The 22,723-nt window shown below is 62.8% G+C and carries 13 protein-coding genes; 9 read left to right on the top strand and 4 right to left on the bottom strand.

All coding sequences use genetic code 11. The features are described 5' to 3' along the window. Positions 1–7: 7 nt before the first annotated feature. Positions 8–901: a 4-hydroxy-tetrahydrodipicolinate synthase gene (gene dapA, locus OTER_RS16150; protein ID WP_012376000.1), complete on the bottom strand. Its 894-nt coding sequence runs from the start codon at positions 899–901 to the stop codon at positions 8–10. A 70-nt stretch (positions 902–971) separates the two neighbouring features. Between dapA and OTER_RS16155 the strand changes: the two genes are divergently transcribed. The 8 genes from OTER_RS16155 to OTER_RS16190 all read left to right on the top strand — a co-directional run bounded on the left by OTER_RS16155 (position 972) and on the right by OTER_RS16190 (position 14,225). Next, the gene (locus OTER_RS16155; RefSeq protein ID WP_012376001.1) at positions 972–2,075 is read left to right on the top strand and encodes a type IV pilus twitching motility protein PilT; all 1,104 of its coding nucleotides are present in this window, start codon (positions 972–974) and stop codon (positions 2,073–2,075) included. Beyond that, entirely contained in the window at positions 2,072–3,010 is a 939-nt protein-coding gene (locus tag OTER_RS16160) for a hypothetical protein (protein WP_158305456.1), read from the top strand. Before OTER_RS16155 ends, OTER_RS16160 begins: the two co-directional genes overlap by 4 nt. Before the next feature lie 46 nt (positions 3,011–3,056). After that, entirely contained in the window at positions 3,057–3,962 is a 906-nt protein-coding gene (gene fabD / locus OTER_RS16165) for an ACP S-malonyltransferase (RefSeq protein WP_044891818.1), read from the top strand. A 2-nt stretch (positions 3,963–3,964) separates the two neighbouring features. Next, entirely contained in the window at positions 3,965–5,761 is a 1,797-nt protein-coding gene (gene lepA, locus OTER_RS16170) for a translation elongation factor 4 (protein WP_012376004.1), read from the top strand. Between the two features lie 149 nt (positions 5,762–5,910). Further along, a complete protein-coding gene (lepB, locus tag OTER_RS16175; protein WP_012376005.1) occupies positions 5,911–7,221 on the top strand; it encodes a signal peptidase I in 1,311 nt (436 codons plus the stop codon). Positions 7,222–7,352: 131 nt separating this feature from the next. Then, positions 7,353–7,880 (top strand): DUF3016 domain-containing protein, encoded by a 528-nt coding sequence (locus tag OTER_RS16180; protein WP_012376006.1) that lies wholly within the window; start codon positions 7,353–7,355, stop codon positions 7,878–7,880. A 302-nt stretch (positions 7,881–8,182) separates the two neighbouring features. Next, complete coding sequence (locus OTER_RS16185; RefSeq protein ID WP_158305457.1) at positions 8,183–9,934, top strand: tetratricopeptide repeat protein; 1,752 nt, start codon at positions 8,183–8,185, stop codon at positions 9,932–9,934. 397 nt (positions 9,935–10,331) lie between these two features. Then, entirely contained in the window at positions 10,332–14,225 is a 3,894-nt protein-coding gene (locus OTER_RS16190) for a TonB-dependent receptor plug domain-containing protein (protein ID WP_012376008.1), read from the top strand. A 397-nt stretch (positions 14,226–14,622) separates the two neighbouring features. Here OTER_RS16190 and OTER_RS16195 read toward each other — a convergent pair whose 3' ends face one another. After that, positions 14,623–17,142, bottom strand: a complete 2,520-nt coding sequence (locus OTER_RS16195) for a hypothetical protein (protein WP_148218153.1) — start codon at positions 17,140–17,142, stop codon at positions 14,623–14,625. 97 nt (positions 17,143–17,239) lie between these two features. Here OTER_RS16195 and OTER_RS16200 point away from each other — a divergent pair, with 97 nt between their 5' ends. Continuing rightward, a complete protein-coding gene (locus tag OTER_RS16200) occupies positions 17,240–20,920 on the top strand; it encodes a CRTAC1 family protein (protein ID WP_012376010.1) in 3,681 nt (1,226 codons plus the stop codon). A 21-nt stretch (positions 20,921–20,941) separates the two neighbouring features. Here the strand turns inward: OTER_RS16200 and OTER_RS16205 are convergent, their stop codons facing one another. Continuing rightward, positions 20,942–21,331, bottom strand: coding sequence for an RbsD/FucU domain-containing protein (locus OTER_RS16205; protein WP_012376011.1), 390 nt, complete (start codon positions 21,329–21,331; stop codon positions 20,942–20,944). A 224-nt stretch (positions 21,332–21,555) separates the two neighbouring features. Beyond that, a complete protein-coding gene (locus OTER_RS24315) occupies positions 21,556–22,683 on the bottom strand; it encodes a LacI family DNA-binding transcriptional regulator (RefSeq protein ID WP_012376012.1) in 1,128 nt (375 codons plus the stop codon). Positions 22,684–22,723 lie beyond the last annotated feature (40 nt).

Below are 22,723 nucleotides of genomic sequence, written 5' to 3' on the forward strand. Positions count from 1 at the left end.
GGTGGGATCAACGACGCAGTCCGAGACCGGCGAGCGCCTTGGTCAGCACGGCAAGATTGGCGGCGCTCATCAGCGCGAGCGGCGGCCGCACCTCGTCAGATCCGATCACGCCGGCGCGGGCGAGCGCGACCTTGATCGGCGCGGGGTTCGGCTCGATGAACAGCGCCTTGAACAATGGATACAGCTGCCGGTGCACCTTCGCGGCCTTCGCAAACTCGTCGGCTCGCGCGAACTGCACCATTCGGCTCACCTCGCGCACGAACAGGTTCGAGGCGACGCTGATCACGCCTTCCGCGCCGACGGCCAGGAAGGGGAGGGTCAGCGAATCGTCGCCGCTCAACACCGTGATGTCCGAACCCAGCGCCTGCTTCAGCTGATCGACGCGATCAACGCTGCCGCCGGCCTCCTTGATCCAGCGCACGTGTCGGTAGCGACGCACGAGTCGCTCCACGACCGGCACACCGATCTCTATGCCGCAGCGTCCGGGAATGGAGTAGAGCACGATCGGCCGGTCGGTGACATCCGCGATCGCACAGTAATGTTGGAAAAGCCCCTCCTGGCTCGGCTTGTTGTAGTAGGGCGCAACCACGAGCATCGCATCGGCTCCCGCGTCATGCGCCAGCTTGGTGAGTTCGACGGCTTCGTGCGTCGAGTTCGAGCCGGTGCCGGCGAGCACCGGCACGCGCTTCCGCGCCGCGGCGATCACCGCCCGCACCACGTCCATGTGCTCCTCGTGGCTCAACGTCGGCGATTCGCCGGTCGTGCCGACCGGCACCAGGCCGTCGATTCCGCCTTTGATTTGAAACGCGACCAGTTTCTCCAGGTCGTCAAATGCGACGGCCCCCTTGCGGAAGGGCGTGACAAGCGCGGTGATCGTGCCAGTGAGCGGACGCTGTTTCATGGAGTCTGGGCAAAGCAGCCTTGCTGAACATCGCAGGGCGATTTAGAGAATCCGCAACGCTAATCTACCCATGTCCACCCTCACACCCCACACCGAAATCATCAACGATCTGCTCAAGCTCGCGGTGGACAGCGGCGTGAGCGACGTGATCATCAAAGCCAACAAACCGGGCTACGTGCGGCTGGCCGGCCGGCTCAAACCGGTGGAGATGGACCCGATCACCAGTCCCGAGGCGCAGGCGTTCGTGGACGAACATGTGCCGGAGGTCTTCCGGCAGAAATGGGAGGCATCGGGACAGATCGACTTTGCTTATGCGGTCGAATCGATCGGCCGGTTCCGCGTGAATGCGTTTCACCAGCGCGGGCTCGTCAGCATCGTCATGCGTCACATCAAGAGCACCGTGCCGACGTTCGCGCAGCTCGGGCTCGACTTTGCCTCCGAGGCGCTGGTCCGGTTGGTGCAGGCGAAGGACGGCATCCTGCTCGTGTGCGGCGCCACCGGTTCCGGCAAGAGCTCGACCATGGCGGCCATGCTGAACTGGGTGAATCAGAACATGGACAAGCACATCGTCACGATCGAGGACCCGATCGAATACACCTTCCAGGACGAGAAATCGCTTTTCCAACAGCGCGAGATCGGGCTCGACGTCTCGAGTTTCGACGAGGCCATCAAAGCCGTCCTGCGGCAAAACCCCGACGTCATTCTCATCGGCGAAATGCGTGACCGCGAGACGTTCGAGACCGCGATCTCGGCGGCGGAGACGGGCCACTTGGTTTTCTCCACGATGCACGCGGCAACGGTGGCGCAGTCGCTGACACGCCTGTTCGAATTCTTCCCGCCGGAAGAGCAGATCCAGGCGCGGCGGGCGATTGCCGGGTCGCTGCGCGGTTTCATCTGTCAGAAGCTCATTCCCGCGCTCGAAGGCGGTGGCCGGGTCGTCACCAACGAAATCCTGACCGCCGACGCCGTGGTGAAAAATCTGATCCTCGAGGGGCAGTTCGAAAAAATCCAAGGCATCCTCGAAGGCAGCGGCGACTCGAACAGCTACTCGTTCAACAAAGATCTCTACCGGCTGATCAAGGCCGGGAAGATCAGCAAAGCCGATGGACTCAGGTTCTCGCCGAACCCGCAGGCGCTCGACATGAACCTGAAGGGCATCTTCATGAAGACGTGAGCTGCGCCGGCGCGAGAGCTTGCGACCGATTGCTCATCGCCGCGGCGCTGCTGATGGCGCTGGGAGGTCAACTGACCGCTGCGCCGGAAACCAACGCCCGGGCGGACGGTGGAATCTCCGGTGCGAAGCGTGACTACGAAGCGCTCAAGGCGCCCGCTGAGAGCACGAGCGAGCGTCCGAAGATCGAGCTGCCCCCGGCTCCGACGTTGGAATTGAAGGCGGAAACGTCGATGCCGACCACCACGCTGCGCGGCAAAAAGTTGACGGAAGAAGAGCGTTTGCGGGAGCTGCAGCGCGAAAAAGAGAAATCGCGCAACTGGTTGATCGAAGCGATGGCGAAGCAGGAACAACCCGCAGCCGCGGCAGCGGCGCCGGTCGAGACTCCAGCCGATGGCCACGCGGGCGAACTGGATCGCGCCGCAAAGCTGATGGCGATGCTCGATGCGATTGCCACGTCCAAATCCGCGGGCGACCGAACGACGGCCGAGGCCGGCCCCGCTGCAGACCTGAAGGAGTCCTCGCCCGACGTGATCAATCCGCTGGATCGCTACATGGCTTCGTGGATGACCGCGGGCGACTTCAAGCTCCTGGCGCCGAAACCCGAGAGCGGTCCGGCCGGTGGCGCTGAGCTGCTCCAGTCGCTCGCGGACTCACCCGGCCGAGCCGCGGGCCAGCCGTTTGCCGATCTTGTTTCAACAAGTGGTCGCGGCGCAGCGATGGTGGAGAACCCGTATTTGCGAGACGCTCCGGCACTCGCGCCGCTCGCGGCAGATCTCGCGGAGCTCGCATCGCCGCCCACCGTCGTGCGCTCCAATCCGATCCCGCCGCTGATCGCGCCCGCCGCCCAGCCGGAGGCGCCGCCCCCGCCGAGCCTCAGCGAACAATTGAAGGCGCAGGACGACGCGAAATATTTCAAGCAACTGAAGCGTTTTTAGGGCTTGGATTCCGCGGGAACGGGCGATTGTCTCGCACGTTTTTACCATGGCTTTGGCACTTTTGTTTGCAGGACAAGGCGCTCAGAAAGTCGGCATGGGGCAGTCGCTCTTCGCCAGCTCCGCGGCTGCGCGGGCGGTTTACGACGAGGCGAACCGCGTGCTCGGCTGGGACTTGGCCCGCGTCAGTTTCGAAGGCCCCGACGCCGATTTGACGCAAACCCGCGTCTGCCAGCCGGCGCTGTTCGTGCACGGTCTGGCCTTGCTGGCGACGCTGCGGGAACAGCAAAAGCTGCCGGAGGTGAACTTCGCGCTGGGCCTGAGTCTCGGCGAGATCACCGCTTACACGGCGGCCGGGGTGTTCGATTTCGCCACCGGGCTGCGCGTGGTCGCGAAACGCGGCGAGTTGATGCAGCGGGCCTGCGAACAGACCACCGGCGGGATGGCGGCGGTCGTCGGCGAAGAGCGCGAAAAGGTTGCGGAGCTCTGCCGCGAGTTCGACGTCGAGGCGGCAAATTTCAACGCGCCGGGCCAAATCATCATTTCCGGCGAGAAGACGAAGGTCGAAGCCGCGGTTGCCGCCGGCAAAGCGCGCGGCATGAAGCGCGTGCTCCCGCTGAATGTCGCCGGCGCGTATCACAGCCGGTTGATGGAGCCGGCGCGCGCGGAATTCGCCAAATTTCTCGACACGGTGCCGTTCTCGACACCGGCGTTCACCGTCTTCACCAATACGACCGGCCAGTCGATTCGCGAGCCGGCCGCGCTGAAGGCCGCGTTGGTCAAGCAAGTCGTCTCCTCCGTGCTCTGGGAGGACTGCATGCGCAGCGCCGTCGCCGCCGGTGCCACCGAGTTCTGGGAACTCGGGCCGGGCGCGGTGCTCGCGGGCATGGCCCGCCGCACCGACAAATCCTGGGTCGTGAAAAGCTACGCCGAGTTCGGCGACCTGAACGCCTGACGATGTCTGCCGAAAACACACGCAATTTCTGCATCATCGCCCACGTCGATCACGGCAAAACCACGCTCTCGGATCGGCTGCTGGAGCACACCAACCAGGTGTCGGCGCGGGTGCTCACCGATCAGCACCTCGACTCGATGGATCTCGAGAAGGAGCGTGGCATCACGATCAAGTCGCATCCCGTGACGATGACCTATCCGGCGAAAGACGGAAAGGTCTACAAGCTGAACCTCATGGACACGCCGGGACACGTGGACTTCTCCTACGAAGTCTCACGGAGCCTCGCCGCGTGCGAAGGCGCGGTGCTGTTGATCGACGCAGCCCAGGGAGTGGAGGCCCAGACCGTCGCCAACGCGCACCTGGCGGTGGGGCAGCGGCTGAAGATCATTCCGGTCATCAACAAAATCGACCTGCCGAGCGCGAATCTCGAACTCTGCCTCAAGCAGTTGGAGGATATTCTCACCATTCCGGCCGAAGAGGCGATTCTTGCCAGCGGCAAGGCCGGTATCGGGATTGAGGAGATCCTCGAGGCGGTGGTGCACCGCGTGCCGCCGCCACGCTGGACCGATTACCCGCAGGCCCGCGCGCTGGTCTTCGATTCGCTTTACGATGCGTATCGCGGCGTGATCGCCTACGTGCGTGTGTTTTCCGGCACGCTCAAGTCGGGCGACATGATGCTGCTGATGAGCAACGGGCTTCGCTCCGAGATCAAGGAGGTCGGCATCTTCACCCCCAAGATGGAGAAGGTCGACGCCCTCGGGGCAGGGGACACCGGCTACATCGTCTCCAACGTGAAGGACACGTCCGAGATCAAGACCGGCGACACGATCACGCTGTCGCGGCATCCGGCCACGCAGATGCTGCCAGGCTACAAGGAGGTTCGGCCGATGGTCTTCTGCGGCCTGTATCCGGTCGATACCTCTGATTACGAAAAGCTGAAGGCGGCGCTCGGCCGGCTGCGGCTCAATGACGCGGCCTTCGTTTACTCGTCGGAAAGCTCGGTGGCGCTCGGATTCGGATTCCGGTGCGGTTTCCTCGGGCTGCTGCACATGGAAATCATCCAGGAGCGGATCCGGCGCGAGCACGACGTCGACATCATCTCGACATATCCGAGCGTGGTTTATCGCGTGGTGAAGCACGGCGGTGAGGTGATCGAGGTCGACAACCCGATCAACCTACCTGATCCCGGCACGATCACGGAAATCCAGGAGCCGACGATCAAGGCCGCGATCCATATTCCGAACGACGCGATGGGTGACATCCTCGCCCTCGTGATGGAAAAACGTGGCGTGGTCGATCACACTGACACGCTCGACGCGACCCGCGTCATGCTCACATGCATTCTGCCGCTCAACGAAATTCTCGTCGATTTCAACGACCGGTTGAAGAGCATCACGCACGGCTACGGGTCGATGGACTACGAGTTGGGCGAGTACCGTACCGCGGATCTCGTGAAGATGGAGATCCTGATCAACGGCGACCCGGTCGATGCCTTTGCGAGCATCGTGCACCGCGACAAGGCCGAAGGAAAAGGACGCGAGCTGTGTGAGAAGCTCGCCGAGATCATTCCACCGCAGATGTTCAAGGTTGCCATCCAGGCGGCCATCGGCGGCAAGGTCATCGCCCGCGACAACGTGAAGGAAATGCGGAAGGACGTTACCGCCAAATGCTACGGCGGTGACATCAGCCGGAAGCGCAAGCTGCTGGACAAGCAGAAAGAGGGCAAAAAGAAGATGAAACAGTTCGGCCGCGTTTCGATCCCATCGGATGCGTTCATCAAGGTGCTGAAAACGAACTGAGCGGTCCAGATGCAGTCCAGAGCTGAGAGTCCAGAGTCTAGAGCCCGCCTTGTCCGTCGCTCCCTCCGATTTCGCGCCTCGCTTCGTATCTCGGACCGTTGCGCTCTGGGCGCTCTGCTCTAGACTCTCCGCTTTCCGCTCCCCATCCCATGTTCGGCTTCTTCGCTTCCCAGGAAAAGAAAACCCGCGCCCACGCGGCCAACTGGCTCGAACTCGCCGACAAGGTCTGGCATTTCCGCCGCGACCAGCTTTCACCCCAGGACAACGATGAGCTCCTGACCCGCAGCCGGGAGTTGCGGCAGCAGCTGAAAGCGCGGGCCGACGCGGCGCGACTCAAGCTGGGCATCGAGGCCCTCGAGGGCGTGTTGCGCCGGACCGGCGGCGCGTTGTATCCGAAAAGCTCGCTCGTCGAGAACGTCGAATTTTTCCTCGTCGCCGCCATCGTGATCCTGGGCATCCGCACGTATTTCGTACAGCCGTTCAAGATTCCGACGAACTCGATGTGGCCGACGTATTACGGGATGACGGCGGAGAATCTGCCGCCAGACCGGCCTGCGCCCGCCTTGTGGCAGCAAGCGCTGCGCTTCCTGGCCTTCGGCGCGCAGCGCCGGACGGTGGTCGCGCCCGCCAGCGGCGAGGTGACCGCCGAGTTCGACGAAAACACCGGGGCGATGGCGTATCAGGTGCGAAACGGCCGCAACTGGCTGATCCTGCCGGCGCAGGTGAAGGAATATACGTTCCTGGTGAACGGCCGCGCAGCCACGGTGACAGTCCCGCTGGATTTCAACGAGTTTGACCGGGTCGTGGCGGACACTTTCTTCGGCGGCGAGTCGGGGTTTCTCACGCAGTTCCTGCAAACGCGGCAGGCACGAGCCGTGCGACGGCAGCGCGGCGGGATGGGCTCGCCCGAAGACTATTCGCGCAACGTGCGGCTGACGCTGAAGCAGAACGCGCGCGCCGGAGATCCGATCCTGCGCTTCGACATCCTCACCGGCGATCAGCTGTTCGTTGATCGGGTATCGTATCACTTTGTGAAACCGAAGGTCGGGCAGGGCTTCGTGTTTCGTACCGGGCATATCGCGGGAATTGGCGACGACCAGTATTACATCAAACGCCTGGTCGGGCTGCCCGGCGACGTGCTCGAAATCAAGGAGCCGACGCTGTATCGGAACGGCGCACCGATCACCGGGGCGGAGAGCTTCCGACTGAATGCGCAGCGCGTGCCGCCGTATCGCGGCTACTTCAATGCGCAGCACAACGGTTATTCACGCAACGACGGCCAGTATCTGCTCAAGGGCCAGCAAGTCACGGTCCCGGAAAACAGTTTCATGGCGCTCGGCGACAACTCCGGCAGCAGCCTCGACGGCCGCTATTGGGGCTTCGTGCCGGACAAAGACGCGATTGGCCGTCCGCTCGTGATCTACTATCCGTTTACCCGGCGCTGGGGCTGGGCGCGCTGAGCGTCGTGCGCGGCGCGACTGAGCATTACGGAGATTTCCGGAATTGTGGCGGCGAGTGACACTTTGGCCGGGGCTGAGGCGTATAATGGGCAGAGCCTGACAGCGCTGGTGCCGACGGCTCGCTCATTCGGATGAAAACATCTTCTTTCGTGCGCCTGATGGGTGCGGCAGTGCTCGGCGCCGTGGCCCTCAGTGGGTGCCAACAGTTCTCGAATCAGCCCGCGGCGGATCCGGACAGCGTGCAGGTGGAGTTCAAGGACATGGATCGCTTCACCGATTTTTCCGACGAGCCGTGGGGCAATGCGATCCGGCCGGAAGATGCCGCGGCGCAGTTCCGGGAGGCGGTCGTCGACGAGGCCCGCCGCCATTTGCGCGAAGGGCAGCGGCTCAAGGTCGTCTTCACGGATGTGGACCTCGCGGGCGATCATCTGCCATCGATCCGCGTAGGAGCGACGTCGGTGCGCGTGGTGAAGGAGCTTTATCCGCCGCGGATCAAGCTGACGTTCACGTTGACGGATGCGAATGGCACCGTGCTCAAGCAGGGAGAGCGGAACTTGATCGATCGCGACTTTCTGATGCGCGCCGACATCAGCATCGATCGTTCGCTGCGCTACGATCTGCATTTGCTGCGGGACTGGCTCCGCTCGGAGCTGCGCTGAGCTGTCAGTGATTCAGAACGGCTCCGAAAACTGTTGGTCTTATCCCGATGCTCAGCCGACGAGCTCGTTGAATAGTATCATTGATTTTGCCGCCGGACGCCGCGTAGCTTGCGAAGATGCGGATGCGCGACAGAGCCTGGGCACACCAGATCTTCACATGGGCGGGACCGCTGTTGGTTTTCGGGCTCGTGCTGGCGTGCTATTGGCCGGCCCTCCATGGGAGCATTCTGTGGGACGACCCGGCGCACATAACGAAGCCCGAGCTTCGATCGTGGAGCGGACTTCTGCGCATTTGGACGGACATGCGAGCGACGCAACAATACTATCCCGTCCTCTTCAGCGCCTTCTGGTTCGAACATCGGCTATGGGGAGACTATGCGCTCGGCTATCATTTGTTGAATGTTGCATTGCATGCCACGTCATGCTGCTTGCTGGCCGTAGTGCTGCGTTCTTTGTGGCGGAGGCCCGACGGCGCGGGCGGGCCGCGGAACTTCGAGTGGGTGGCGGCCGCGGTGTTCGCCGTCCATCCGGTATGCGTCGAGTCGGTGGCTTGGATCAGCGAGCAAAAGAACACCCTGTCACTCGTCTTTTATCTGCTGTCCGCTCTGGTCTACCTCGATTTTTCGCAGACACGTCGATGGGGGAGCTACGTGTTCGCGTCGGTCTTGTTCTTGCTCGCAGTGGGGAGCAAGACCGTGACGGTTACGTTGCCGGCGGCGCTGCTCGTGGTGCTGTGGTGGAAGCAGGGAAGGATCGGCTGGCGCAGAGACGTCGGGCCGTTGCTGCCCTGGTTCGTGGCAGCGCTGGCGCTCGGGCTGTTTACTTCGTGGTTCGAGCGCAATTGGATCGGCGCCGATGGGCCCGAGTTCGCGCTCACGTTTGTGCAGCGACTGTTACTGGCGGGACGCGTGCTCTGGTTCTACCTGGGCAAGTTCGTTTGGCCGACGGGGCTATGTTTCTACTATCCCCGCTGGGATGTGGCGAACGAAGCCTGGCAGTGGATCGGCTATCTGGTCGCGGCCGTGGGGATAACGCTCGGGTTGTGGATGCTGCGCAAGCGCGCCCGGGGGCCGCTCGCCGGATGGCTGGTCTATGCCGGATCGCTTTTCCCGGCGCTCGGCTTCTTCAACGTGTATCCATTTCTGTTTTCCTATGTGGCCGACCATTTTCAGTATCTAGCGAGCGCGGGCTTGACGGTAGCAACCACGGGCGGCGTCGCCGCCTGGCTGGCTGGAAAACCGTTGTGGTTGCAGAAAACAACCGTCGGCCTGGTGTGGGGAGGAATTGCGACGCTCGTCGTATTAGCGAACCGACAGAGCGCCTTGTATCGTGACAACGAGGTGCTTTTCCGTGCCACGGTCGCATGCAATCCATCGAGTTGGATGGCGCACATGAATCTTGCCGTCACGCTCGCTCGCTCGCCGGAGCGACGAGAGGAGGCGATCGCGGCATATCGCGAGGTTCTGCGGCTGAAGCCCGATCACCCCGACGCGCACCACGGCCTCGGGCTGGAGTTGGCGCGGTTGGGCGACAAGGCGCAGGCGATGGCTGAGTACGAACGCGCCATCGAGCTGCGGCCCACCTATGCCGAGGCGCATCACCGCCTCGGGGTGGAACTGGCGAGGCTGGGTGGGCGTGATCAGGACGCTATCGCACATCTCGAGGCGGCCTTACGGGTGAAGCCTGGCTTGGCCGAGGCGCATGCCAATCTGGCGGACCTGCTCCTGAAGACACCTGACCGCCTACCCGAGGCGATGGCGCACTATGAGGAGGCGCTGCATTTCGATCCGACGCTGGCCTGGGTGCATTGCCGGATCGGTTTCGTACTGTCCCATCTACCTGGTCGACAGCACGAGGCGATCAGTCGTTATGAAACGGCCCTGCGGATCGAACCCAACAGCATAGATGCCCACAACGGACTGGCTATCGCCTACATCATGATGGGGCGGGCCGACGCCGCCCGCCGCGAGTGGGAGACCGTGGTGCGCATCGATCCGTCGCAGGAATCGGCGCGTCGCAACCTTCGCCGGTTGGACGAAGTGGAGGCACGCTGAGGCGGGGTAAACAGCGGCGCGCTGCGGTGACAAAGAGCGAGCGAATATCGCTGCGCAGCCCGGCGGGCCGGTGGCGCTGCCGGGCCTTGTTTACAACCGCAGTGTAAGGTCGGATTCAGGGGATTCCGACCGATAACAATAGAGTGACAGGTGGGCGGTTGCACGAAGAGCAGGGCCACTTGCCAGCGTCTCCTATGAGAGCAACAAATGTGTTCCCGCAATAGGTGGGCTGGGCTTGGATGCGCTCACCAAGCGGAACACGCATACGCTGACGCTGCTTGGTTACGGACCTAATACTCTGAGAAACGAAAGTCTCAGAACCACCCCTGACTAGGTACACCATCCCATGAAGAACAGGTATTCGCCTGCGGGCGCAGCCGTGTTGGCTGCACTGCTGATGTCGGCACCGGCTAGCCTGCTGGCTCAAGCCGCGCAATCGACCGGTCAACCGCCCGGCGCAGAAGTGAACGAGGAGGACGTGATCGTACTTTCTCCTTTCGAAGTGTCATCCACCGCCACCACCGGCTACGCGGCAACCACGACTCTGGCCGGCAATCGGTTGGCCACCGAGTTGCGCGATGTCGGCAACGCGGTGTCGGTGATCACCAGCGAGCTGCTGAATGATATTGGCGCGACGGACAACAAAACGTTGCTCCAATATACCACCAACGCCGAGGTCGGCGGCTTCTACGGAAACTTTGCCGGTTTGGGCGATGGGTCGCATCTCGATGAATCCAGCAAATTCATCAACCCGAACACGAACACGCGTATCCGCGGGCTGACCTCGGCGGACAACACGCGCGATTACTTCATGACCGACATTCCCTGGGAAGGCTACAGTGTGGATGGCGTCGATCTGCAGCGCGGACCCAACTCGATTCTCTTCGGGCAAGGCAGCCCGGCCGGCATCATCAACACCCGGACAAAACAAGCGAGCTTCCGGGACGCCACCGAAGTTTCATTTCGCGTGGGCAGCTGGGGCAGCACGCGGGGAATGATCGATTACAACAAGGTCCTGGTGAAGAACGAGCTCGCGCTGCGGATCGCGGCGGTGGACAACCACGAGAAGTTCAAGCAGGATCCGGCCTATTCACGGCAGAAGCGCATTTACGGGGCCACGCGCTGGGAGCCGGGGTTCCTGAAGAAGGGATCGGCCCGGACCATCATCAAGGCGAATATCGAATTCGGCGATATCGACTCCAACAATCCGCGCCAGCTGCCGCCGAACGACGCCATCACGCCGTGGTTCTACACCGGCACCTACGCCGGGCACAATGTGCAGGATCAGGCGTTCAACTTTCCGGAGTTGAACAAAATGACCGTGAATCCGGCGCAGAACGAGGACGACAACACGGGCCGGCCGAACTCCGGGTTTGACCGCGCCAGCCACAACGGGCCGAACGGCAATTATCTGGGCTACCTGATTCCCAGGTATGCGAACGACCCGAATTTCGCGAGCGGCAAGTTTGCCGGCACGCCCAACGAATTCTACCAGCCGAGAATCGGCGGCGGCATGCTGGGATCCTTCAAGAGTCCGGCGTACAATTTCCAGTATGACGACCCAACGCAGGGTGTCGGCGCGGTGTGGGAACCCCTTGGCAACCACGGTATGGACTCCAGTGGCAACATCGGCACGCGCAATAACGCCGTCGTTCGCTACATGCGTCCCGCCAGCGTTTCGTCCTATTCCAGCTACGCACAGAAAGCCCGTCTCTACTACGGCAATCTGCCGGCGTGGAAGTTTGGCGTGTTCAAGGACAAGTCGCTCACCGATGCGTCGGTCTTCGACTTTTACAACCAGCTGTTCGACGGTCCGACCAAGCACGAGTTCCAGAACTTCCGGGCCTACAACGTGAGCCTGGCGCAAACGTTCCTGAACGAGGCGATTGGCTTCGAAGCGACCTACAACAACGAATGGTACAAGAGCGGCAAGGTACAGTTGCTGAACGACGATAGTCTGAATATCGACATCAATCGCGTCTATTCGGACGGCACGCCCACCGGCAAGGACGGCATGCCGTACGAAGATGGCACCGCCAACCCGAACCTCGGCAAGCCGTACGTCGGTGGTCGTGGACTTTACGGGAACAACGTGTCGGTCAAGAACCGCGAGGCCGGCCGGGTGACGGTGTTTGCCGATCACGACTTCAATGTGAACCATACGAACTGGCTCACCAAGCTGCTCGGTCGGCATGTGCTGACCGGAATGGCATCTGGCGACCGGGTCGAACAGGACTCCCGCGATTTCGCGCGCTGGACGATCGACGATCCGGCTTGGGAACGGGTGATCAACAGCAGCCCGACTGATGCGATCAACACCCGGACGAGCTTCATCGCCGATACGATGACGCCGTTCGTGTTCCTTTATTTGGGCGATTCGCTGGCGAGTGCCAACACGCCCGCGGGCGCGCATATCCCGAATCCTCGCGTGGACCCCTCGCTGGCAAGCAGCAGCAAGGCGATTCAATTCGACGCCACGTGGAAGCCTTCCACCAATCCGGCGGATCCGACGTATGTGAACCCGGGCGCGGTGTGGCACGACGACTACTATCCGTTGCCTGGCCAAGTTCCGTTCACGACCGACGGCCAGTACCGCGGCACAACGGGCACCCCTGGCGACGTGCTTACCTACAGCACCGTCGGAGCAGCTACGAATCCGCCAGGCTACCTTACGCAATCCGAGAATCTCGCCAACTATGTCGGTTACCGGCAATACCCGGTTAACATCCTCGACTCGCTCGCGTCCGACGCGAATCGGGACCGGAACACGCACAGCGCCCGGCTCACCAAGTCGAAGGTCGATTCGCGTGCCTTCAACTGGCAGGCGCATTTCTGGGACAACGCGGTGGTCGGCACGTTTGGCGTGCGCAAGGACACGGCGAAATCCTGGGCGTATTCGCTGAATCAAGATAGTGCCTCCAGCCTGAAAGAGAATTATCAACGGCTTAACCTCAGCCCGACCAACTACCGGCTGAATGAGAATCCGGATAACACGCTTTCGGTCACCTCACATGCGTGGACGGCAGTCGTCCATCTTAACCAGCTCCCATATCTCAGCCGTCTGCCGATCCTGGTGAGCTTCTTCTACAACAAGTCGACGGACTTCCAGCCCGAAGCCAAGCGCGTCGACGTCTACGGTGAACCGCTGGCCGCACCTTCCGGCAAGACCAAGGATGTTGGCCTGCTGCTCGAGACCAAGGACGGCAAATACAGCCTGAAGCTCAACAAGTACAACACGGACAGCGTCAATGCCAGCAGCTCGGCGCTGAGCAACGCTTGGTTTATCGGCTCCTCGCAGGCGTGGGCGGCCAACTGGGTGAACCGTTTCGAGTTCAACTGGACGGGCGACACCATCGCGAACGCGGCGGATCCCACGCTGGCCGACTACGAGACGAACACCATGTACAATTACGAGCCGGCGCCCGGCGAATCAGCGGAGCAGGCCAAGGCTCGTGAGAACAGCGTCATTGCCGCTTGGCGCGCGTGGCAGAAGCAGGTAGATCCGCGCTTCTATGCCGCGTGGCAGATCAACCTCGACGACAAGACCCGCGGCGTGGGGGCCACTACTCCCAATGGCTTTGCCGTGACCGAGGACAGTTCTTCGCAGGGCTACGAAATCGAATTCAACGCTTCGCCCACGCGCAATTGGCGCATCGCCCTGAACGGCAGCAAGACGACCGCGCAGCGGAAGAACATTGGCGGCACGAACCTCCGGGCGTTTATGGAAGCCTATACCAAGGCCCTGACGACCCCCGGCGCAGGTTACGATGGCGTCAAAGGTGGCGTGGGCGATCTGCGCATCTGGTGGGGCGGTGCCGGCAATACGACGACGCTGCTCGACTGGAACGGTGGCATCGGCTCGGAGTTCAACCAGCGGAAACTGCAGGAAGGGACCAACGTTCCCGAACTGCGGAAGTGGCGCTGGAACGCGGTCACCAATTATGAGTTCGATCGTGGCATGTTCAAGGGTGTGAACGTCGGCGCTGGTGTGCGCTACGAATCGTCCATCATCATTGGCTACAAGCCAATCCCGGGCGCGACGGCGAGCGAGATCAGCTTCGACATGGCCGATCCGTATCGGGGCCCGAGCGAGACGAATTACGACATGTGGGTAGGCTACACGCGCCGAAAGGTTTGGCGTAACGTTGAGTGGAATGTGCAACTCAACGTGCGCAACTTGGGCGTGGGCAACGAACTCATCCCGGTCACGGTCCAACCGGATGGCTCGGGTGCGGCATATCGGATAAGGCCGCCCCAGACTTGGATGTTGACCAACACCCTCAGATTCTAGCGCGCGCCAGAAAAAGCACAGTGTCTGTTCTGCGCCCCCGAAGGTCGGGTAACCTTCGGGGGCGCCTTTTTCTGTCGACTCATCATCCGGCTCCTGCCGGCTGGAGTTTTGGCGATCCGCGGAGGGGATGGGGCTTCGCCGCACCGTAGATGTCGCGTCGCCAGCCGTCAGCGGTCGCCGCGCCAGCTGCATCGTAGGCGTTCGAATCGCGTCGAGGTCCTTGGCCGGTCTGCCTTGCTTTCACATGGAGCGTGCTTAGCCGCGGATGGCGACGAGATCCGCGGGCTTGCCAGACCGGAGCGCACGCAGCGTCGGAAGCATCGTCCGTCGTGCAGATCAGATCGTATCCTGTCGCGCCTAGGGTCGGGCACAGAGGCGGCGCGCAACCGACGGCTGATCACCGACGATCTCGCATTTCAGGAGGAAGGAGCTGTTGAGCGAGCAGATAGATCTGTGGATTGTCGATTTTGAGACCGAAGGTCCGGGTCATCACGAGGAGGCGATGAAGCGAAACGGTGGTCAGCGACCGCAGTTGGTCTTCATCGATTTCGGCCAGGCAGTGTTTCACTTCCTCTTGGGCCTGCTCCAAGCAGTCGCCGTCCACCAATGCGATGGCGAGACTCACCCGCCGATCCCACGTCAAATTCTCCGCTTCATCGCGCGCAAGCCCCGCTTGGACATCGTCGATGGCGCGGCCAAATGCCTGAGGGTCTCTCGCCGCTCGAGCGACAAGAGTGCGGGCGACGGCGGCACCGAGGTCCGCTGGGTAGGAGCGCTCGAGCGCAAGGGCCACGGCGGCCGCTTCGCGCATCATTCCCATCTCGACGAAGTATTCTGCCAGGCGACTGAGCGCCGTGGCATTGTCCTGCAGTTCGGTGATGCGAAAAACTGCCACCGCCTGCTCTTCAAATCCGGCGACTTGGGGCAGGTGGTATGGCATCGGCCGGAGCCAGCGGGGCGGTCGCCAGGTTCGGAGGAATCCCCAGAGCGTCTTGGGTGCATCGGCGGTGCCTTGAGGCGCGTATTCGTCGAGGAAGGTATCCCACGACGGCATCACGATGTAACCGAGGCTGCGGGCCTGCGCGACGGCTTGGGCTTCGTCCGCGGATGGCGCTCCGGCGATGCGCATCGACGCCAGAAAACCGGCTTTATTGTCGGGGAAAGGCGTCCCTAAGCCGGACAAGCCACCGTGGTAAATGAGGGCCATGGTGAGGTTCGGCGGAGCGAGTACGATTGCGCCGTCCGGGCCTGCCTGGCGGGCGAGCCAATGGGCCAGGTCGCGCTCGATTAGTGCGGTGACTTCGAGCTCGGTCGCGGGTGCGTGACGGTCCGCGCGGGCTTCTCTCGTGAGCAGCAGGGCCCCGGGAACGAGCACGAGGAACATCCCCGCGATACCCATCGCGCGAACAAACTTGGCGGTCGGAGCGCGGTTGACGAACGCGGTGAGCGCAATCAGCAGACTCGGGATCGTCGCCCCGAACTCATTCCAACTGCGGAGCTGGGCGCACGACACGCCAAGCATGACGAAGGCCGGACCGAAAGCCGTCGCTATCGCACCGGCCGGCAGATCGCCCGTGGCCGGTCGCAACAAAAGAGCGGCGGCAACGATCACTAGCAGCGCAGGCAGACAGCTGGCAAAGAACGTGAGCGTGACGCCGTCATTGCGAAGCCATGTCCAGAAATTCTCCGCGATCGGGCCGCCGACGAGATTCGTCAATCGCGCGGCGTCGGGATCGGCCGTGAAGAGATCGTAGGCCCCCGTCGCGTGCAGCACGACCGGCGTAACGATCAACGTGACTACCGCGGCCGACACAGCCGCGAGAACTCGCCGGTCGCGCCGGGTGCCCCCTGGCAGCAGGCAGCGGTCAAAACGGGTCAGCACCTCGCCGAGCCCAATCCAGGCGAGACCGTAGAATGGATTCACGACTCTGAGATCCAGCCGTCCCAGATGTTGAGGAGAGTATTCCAGCAGATAGGTCGCGAGAGTGGTCACCGCGCCTCCGAGTGCCCAATACCGCCACGGCAGCAGCGACGCCGTCACGTCGGACTGACGCCCACGATGCGCGCGCCAAGCGATCAGGAGGCCGCCCAGCCCGATCCCACCAATGATGGGTGCCGAGCGAAGCGGGTTGAGCCAAAGGCTGATTCCGCCAGCCAGCCCAGCGGCCAAGAACCACCACGGTGCCGCCGGATTCGCCAGCGGCACGCTGCCGATCGAGGAGGCACCTGCTGACCTACCTGGACTGAGGCCGGCGAGCAAGAGGACCCCGCTTGCGGACAGGCAAACCAATATGAGACTTCCGTCGGTGGACTGCCCGGGTAGGAAGCTTCCGCCAAAGGGAAACAGAGTCGCAAGCGCGGTCGAGACGAGCCCAGCGGCCCACAGTCCGAATCGCCATGCGACAAACGCGGTCGCCCCAACCAGGAGCAGTAGCTGAAGCACCGGACCGCTGATCCGCGCCGCGCGTTCGACGGAGATGCCGACTGGCCGACCGGAAACCCAATGATCGATTTCGGCGAGGAGCCCGAGCCACCAGCGGAAGGGGGAGGGGGTGAGCACGGTGCGACCGACCGGGGCATTGTCATAGCGCACCTCCCGGATGCGCCAGTCACCTCCAGGGGCGAGCATCTGCTGGGTTTGGATAATCCACTGGGAGCTCTCGTTGTTGTGGCCGGGCACGATCAGGTTCCGCAAGCCGCCCGCGTAGCCCGTGGGCGAAGCCGGATCAATCGCCACGTCGGTTTCCACCAAATTCGTGACTGCATCCACTCGGTGAAGACGGGCATTGGTCAGGAATAGCCAAAACCCGAGAGCGGGGGCGAGAGCGAGGAGTCCGAACAGGAATCGGCGACGCGACGAAGAACTCATCAGGGATAGCGACGATCCGATTTCATCTGGCGTGGATTCGCCGAGCAAGAGAAGAGCGGACGCTCATGGGGGAACGATGGTCTCATTTGAGAGCGCTGGCTCCCTTGACTCGACCAAACGGGCGACTCGCTAGTTCGCCGCACGGATGGCAACCCGGTATTCTGATCACACCTCATTTGGGCCGATCGCAAAGACATGGGTGCGCAGTGTCGTGATCGGGATATGGCTTGGGGCGGGGGTGCTGGCCTCTGCGCAGCCAGACCGAAACGGGATGGCGGAATCGCCGCTGGCGCCGCGCTCGGGCCCGCGAGGAGCGACGATGTTTACCGCTCTGTCTCCAGAACAGACGGGCGTGGTGAGCGAGAATCGCTACGACGATCCGAAGATGTGGGGGGAACACTACCAGGAACTCGCCTTGGGAGCGATGGGCACGGGCGTGGCGATCGGTGACTACGACAACGACGGGAGGCCCGATCTCTTCGCGGTCAGCAAAACCGGAACCTGCCGGCTCTTTCGCAATCTAGGGAACTGGCAATTCCAGGACGTCACCGACCAAGCCGGTTTTGTGGGTGCGACGCAGGCGAGCGACACGGGGGGGCGTTGGGTCAATGGCGCCGGCGGCCAGGACGGGAGCGCGACGGCGGACCGGGAGGCGTGGCGGCAGGGCGCCGTGTTTGCCGACGTGAACAACGACGGCCGGCTGGATCTGTATATCTGCCGGTTCAGCGCGCCCAACCTGCTGTTCATCAATCGCGGCGACGGGACGTTCAGGGAGGAAGGGGCGGCGCGCGGGTTGGCGGTGGCGGACGCGTGCGGCGTGGGGGCATTCTGCGACTACGACCGGGATGGGTGGCTCGATGTGTACCTAACCACAAACATGCTCGACGTCGTGGAGCATCCGAATGGCCGGCGCGGGTACCTGTTTCGCAACAACGGGAACGGCACATTCGCCAATGTGACCGAGAAGGCCGGGATCTATGGCGATATGCTGGCGCATTCGGCCACCTGGTGGGACTACGATGGCGATTGCTGGCCCGATCTCTACGTCGCCAACGACTTCGCGGGGACCGATCGCCTCTATCGCAACAACCGCGACGGCACGTTTACGGATATCATCAAACAGGTGGTTCCCTACATGCCGTATTCTGCGATGGGCGCGGATCTCGGAGACATCAACAACGATGGCCGGCTCGACTTTTTCGTCGCCGACATGGCGGCGACCACGCACGAAAAGGACCATCGCGGGATGGCTTATTCACGCTCCCTCGCCAGCACCGCTCCGGAGATCGGCCAGGCCGACGTGCCGCAGTACTCTCGCAACATGCTGTACCTAAGTACAGGAAGCGAGCGATGCTTGGAAGTCGCCCAGCTCGTCGGGGTCGGAGCGACCGACTGGACGTGGTCGCCCCGCTTCGAGGACCTGGACAACGACGGTCGGATCGACCTCCACGTGACGAATGGAATGATCCGTGAGTTTCAGAACGCGGATCTGCGGGATCGGATCATTGTGGCGGAGCGGCTCGCGGACCGGACGCGGATCATGCGTTCGAGCCCGAAACTGATGGAGGAGAACCTGGCGTATCGAAATGTCGGCGACCTGCAGTTCGCCGAGGTGGGCGCCGAATGGGGGCTGAACCAGCGCGGGGTGACCTTTGGATCGGCGTTCGGTGATCTGGATGGAGATGGCGACCTTGATCTGGTGTGCGCCAATTTCGAGACCGGTCTCGCCCTGCTGCGCAACGACAGTGACTCGGGGCACCGCGTGATCGTGGCGCTGCGGGGTAGCAGCTCCAATCGGTTTGGCCTGGGGGCTACGGTGCGCCTACATACTGCGCGGGGGGTGCAAGTGCGCACGCTTCTGGTGTCGCGAGGCTATCTTTCCAGCAGCGAGCCCATCCTGCATTTTGGCCTGGGGGACGACGTGGTGATTGAACGGCTGACGATCGACTGGCCGAGTGGTCACAGCCAATCGTTCACCGAACTGCCGGCGGATCGGAGGTTCACCTTCACCGAGCCGACGAGTCCCGTCGCGCCGGCGCTTCCGGCGCGACCGCCGGAGACCCTGTTCCGCGACGTGAGCAAGGCGTGCGATTTCACAATCCTCGCCAGGGAAGACGTGCGCCAGGAAGCCAACCCGCAGCCGCTTTTGCCGGTTATGATGCGCAACCGCGGCCCGGCGTTGGCGATGGCGGATCTCGACGGCGACGGCGCCGATGACGTCGTGGTCGGTGGCACGTCGGCAGATTCGCCGCGCGTGTTGCTCAAGAAAAACGGCCGCTTCTCACCGGTGGCCTCTCCGAGTCTGGTGAACCGCACGGTCGCTGAGGATGGCCCGATCCTGCTCTTCGATGCGGATGGCGATGGCGCGAGCGATCTTTTGGTGACCCGCAGCGGCACCATTCTCCCTTACAACGACGCTGAATATCAGCCCGAGCTCTATCTCGGCGACGGGCACGGGCAGTTTCGCTCCGCCGCTGATGCGTTGCCCAAACTGCCGATCAGCGTCGGTGCCGTGGCGGCCGCCGATTTCGACCGAAGCGGTGCGTTGAGCTTGTTCGTGGGCGGTCGCGTGCGGCCCGGTCAGTACCCGGTCGCTCCGCGCAGCGCACTCCTCAAGAACCATGGTGGGCGCTTCGAAGACGTCACGGACACGCTCGCGGTGGGCTTGCGCGATGTTGGCATGGTCAGTTCCGCTTTGTGGAGCGATGTGGATGGCGACGGCTGGCTGGATCTCTTGCTGGCGCTGGAATGGGGCCCGGTGAAGTACTTTCACAATGAACAGGGCCAACGTTTCGTCGACCAGAGCGACGCGGCCGGCTTCACCGCGGCCGGCACGGGGTGGTGGACCTCGCTGGCTAGCGCCGATTTCAACCACGACGGCCAGCTCGATTATGTGGTCGGCAACGTGGGGTTGAACACGCAATACCGCGCCAGTCCTGAGTATCCGGCCTTGTTGTATTCGGGCCGCTTCAGCCCCGGGCGTCCCCAACTCGTCGAAGCCTACTATGAAAATGGCCGGCTTTACCCATGGCGCACGCTCAAGGAACTCGGCTCGGTGATCCCATCGGTGCTTCAGCGCTACCCCAAGAACGATCTCTATGCGCGAGCAACGCTGCCCGAAATTCTCGGTGCGGACAAACTCGCCTCCGCCCGACGCTTTGCCGCCACGGAGCTGCGTAGTGGGGTCTTCTTGAGCGGACCGGATGGCCGCTTCCGGTTCGGGCCATTGCCGCGGATCGCGCAGGTCGCCCCATTGCAGGGAATCGTGGCGGGCGATTTTGACGGGGACGGACACGCGGACATCTATGCCGTGCAAAATTCCTACGCGCCGAGTCCGGGCGTGGGGCGCTTTGCCGGTGGACTGAGCCAGCTTCTGCGCGGCGATGGACGCGGGAGTTTCACTCCCGTTCCCGTAGTCGATACTGGTTTGATGGTGCCGGGCGACGCGAAGGCGCTCGTCGTGACTGATCTCGACGGTGACGGGTGGCCGGATTTCCTGATCACACGCAATCGTTCGAGCACGCTCGCATGGCGCAACGGAGGGACTCCGGGCCACCACTCCTTCGCTGTGCGGTTGCGCGGCCCTGCGGTGAATCGGAGCGCGATCGGCGCGAGGGTTACGTTGGAACTCGCCGATGGGGCAAGACAGACGACCGAAATGGCGGCTGGCGGGGGCTACTATTCGCAATCCGCACCGGGCGTGTTTTTTGGCTATTCCGGCACCAACCTGCCGAGTCGGATCTTCATTCTTTGGCCCGATGGGGTCAGCTCCACACACGTGATCTCCTCCGCGCCGGGCGCGGCGTTGCAGTTCGATCATCCTTGATTGGATGTCGGATGCGAACGCCTAGGCCGATTCGAGGATCAGGTTCGCGTAGGGAGTGGAATCCCCGGTCCGAATCAGACCGATGGCGTGCGGGACCCGGCGCTTGAATTCCACATGAGGCTCGAACACCAGCGGGATCGCACCGGTGTGATCCCGGAGCGCTTCGACTACGGAAGGAGAATTGACCTGACGAAACTCTTCCTCGGCGAAGATCCGCCCAATCACATATTGCGGCAAGATGGCATCGAGCACCTGACGCACGGTGGGCACATCATCGACGAGCGAAAGGTCCACGGTCTCAATTTGCGGCCACAAAGGAAACCCGCGATCGGCGACGACCACCGTATTGGTATGTCGGACGCGGGCGAGGAGCGACAGAACCGCGGGGTTCAGGATACCGGTGCGGATCACTAAGAGGATGGGAAGTGCTCGCCCTTAGCGCCTGGCGGGCGAGCCGTTGGAGGTAGTCTCCGGCATCGGATGCGCGGTCATGAACCGGTGGGGGCCGAGAAAGGGAATGCATGCCAGATGGGGCGGAAATCCGTGCGCGAAGGAGAGCACTACGACCGGGAACAACCGTTGAGGTATATCGCACGTTGGTTCGGTCACGAGCTGTCCCTCGACTCTTGGCAGCGTCAGATGCTGCCGACCAAGCTTGGTGTCTCGGCCGGTGCGGGGACGCGCGAAGGCAACGACTCACCGTCAAACCACGTGCCTTCGACGAGCGTCGTGGTGGGGAATTCCGGCACACCGAGCGCGTGCTGCTGCAAGTCACGGGTCAGGAGGTCCACACTCAGCTCACCGACGCGCCGGCAGTTTTGTCGGATGCCCGCAGTCTTGCCGTCGGGCTGCTGAAGGTGCATGTCGACAAAGGCGAGGTCCCGTGGAATCGAGAGGCCGAGCGCATCCAGCTGAGGTCGCGCGAATGCTCCGTTGCTGATCAGCACCTCGGGCGCGAACCGTCTCAGCCAGCCCTGGAACGCATCGCGCGCCGCGCGATGATCCAGCTCGTGGGGTGTGCTGTCTGGTGGGGAATCCGGGAAAATGAAGGGTGGCAACTGATCCGCTAGCGCCATCATCCGCTGCTCCACGGCGAGCCCGGCACTCCAAGCCAGGGCTGCGCCCGGGTCGCACCGCGGCGGGACCGCGAGTCCGATCCGGCGATAGCCGGCGGCCGTGACGCGTTGCATGACGAGCCGGATCGCGGCGAACTGGTCGTTCGCGACGTGGTGCAGACCTGGCTGGTGCGGAAAAGAATCGATCTTCACCGCACTGAACTTGGCCCAATCGAACTGTAGCGGAACGTTGCTCTCGTGGTGTTGGGACGCGAGAATCACGCCGACAATCCCGCGCGAATGCAGGACGACGCTTAGCCGATGAGGAGTAAGTCCGGGCTCACCGAGCCAGAAATGTTCGACCTCGTATCCGAGTTCCGATGCGCGGTGCGAAGCTCCCGCGAAGAACTCTGCATCGGGGCAGGACTGCTTCCATCCCCAGCGCGTGTCGCACTTGGTGACGTAGGCCAGCGTGGCGATCTGACGATGCGGTTTCCGCTGGCCACGATAGTTCATCAGCGCCTGCAGCACCGGATCAGGGCGATATCCCATCTCTTCCGCGAGCGCACGCAGCCGTTCGCGGGTGGTAGCGGGAAGCCGGGGATGGTTGCGCAGCGCCATCGACACCGTCGTGTAATGCACTCCGGCGCGTTTCGCCACGTCGGTGATCGTGACCCGACGGCTGGATTCGGCAGTTGCGGTAGGCATGCTACGAGGGCGGCAATGTGGTTCCGAACAAAACTCTGGC

The sequence above is a fragment of the Opitutus terrae PB90-1 genome (assembly GCF_000019965.1).
Taxonomy (GTDB): Bacteria; Verrucomicrobiota; Verrucomicrobiia; order Opitutales; family Opitutaceae; genus Opitutus; species Opitutus terrae.

Bases quoted from the DNA above. Each gene is read 5' to 3' on its own strand.
- dapA (WP_012376000.1), bottom strand. From the start codon at position 901: ATGAAACAGCGTCCGCTCACTGGCACGATCACCGCGCTTGTCACGCCC.
- OTER_RS16155 (WP_012376001.1), top strand. From the start codon at position 972: ATGTCCACCCTCACACCCCACACCGAAATCATCAACGATCTGCTCAAG.
- fabD (WP_044891818.1), top strand. From the start codon at position 3,057: ATGGCTTTGGCACTTTTGTTTGCAGGACAAGGCGCTCAGAAAGTCGGC.
- lepA (WP_012376004.1), top strand. From the start codon at position 3,965: ATGTCTGCCGAAAACACACGCAATTTCTGCATCATCGCCCACGTCGAT.
- lepB (WP_012376005.1), top strand. From the start codon at position 5,911: ATGTTCGGCTTCTTCGCTTCCCAGGAAAAGAAAACCCGCGCCCACGCG.
- OTER_RS16180 (WP_012376006.1), top strand. From the start codon at position 7,353: ATGAAAACATCTTCTTTCGTGCGCCTGATGGGTGCGGCAGTGCTCGGC.
- OTER_RS16185 (WP_158305457.1), top strand. From the start codon at position 8,183: ATGCGAGCGACGCAACAATACTATCCCGTCCTCTTCAGCGCCTTCTGG.
- OTER_RS16190 (WP_012376008.1), top strand. From the start codon at position 10,332: ATGTCGGCACCGGCTAGCCTGCTGGCTCAAGCCGCGCAATCGACCGGT.
- OTER_RS16200 (WP_012376010.1), top strand. From the start codon at position 17,240: ATGGCAACCCGGTATTCTGATCACACCTCATTTGGGCCGATCGCAAAG.
- OTER_RS24315 (WP_012376012.1), bottom strand. From the start codon at position 22,683: ATGCCTACCGCAACTGCCGAATCCAGCCGTCGGGTCACGATCACCGAC.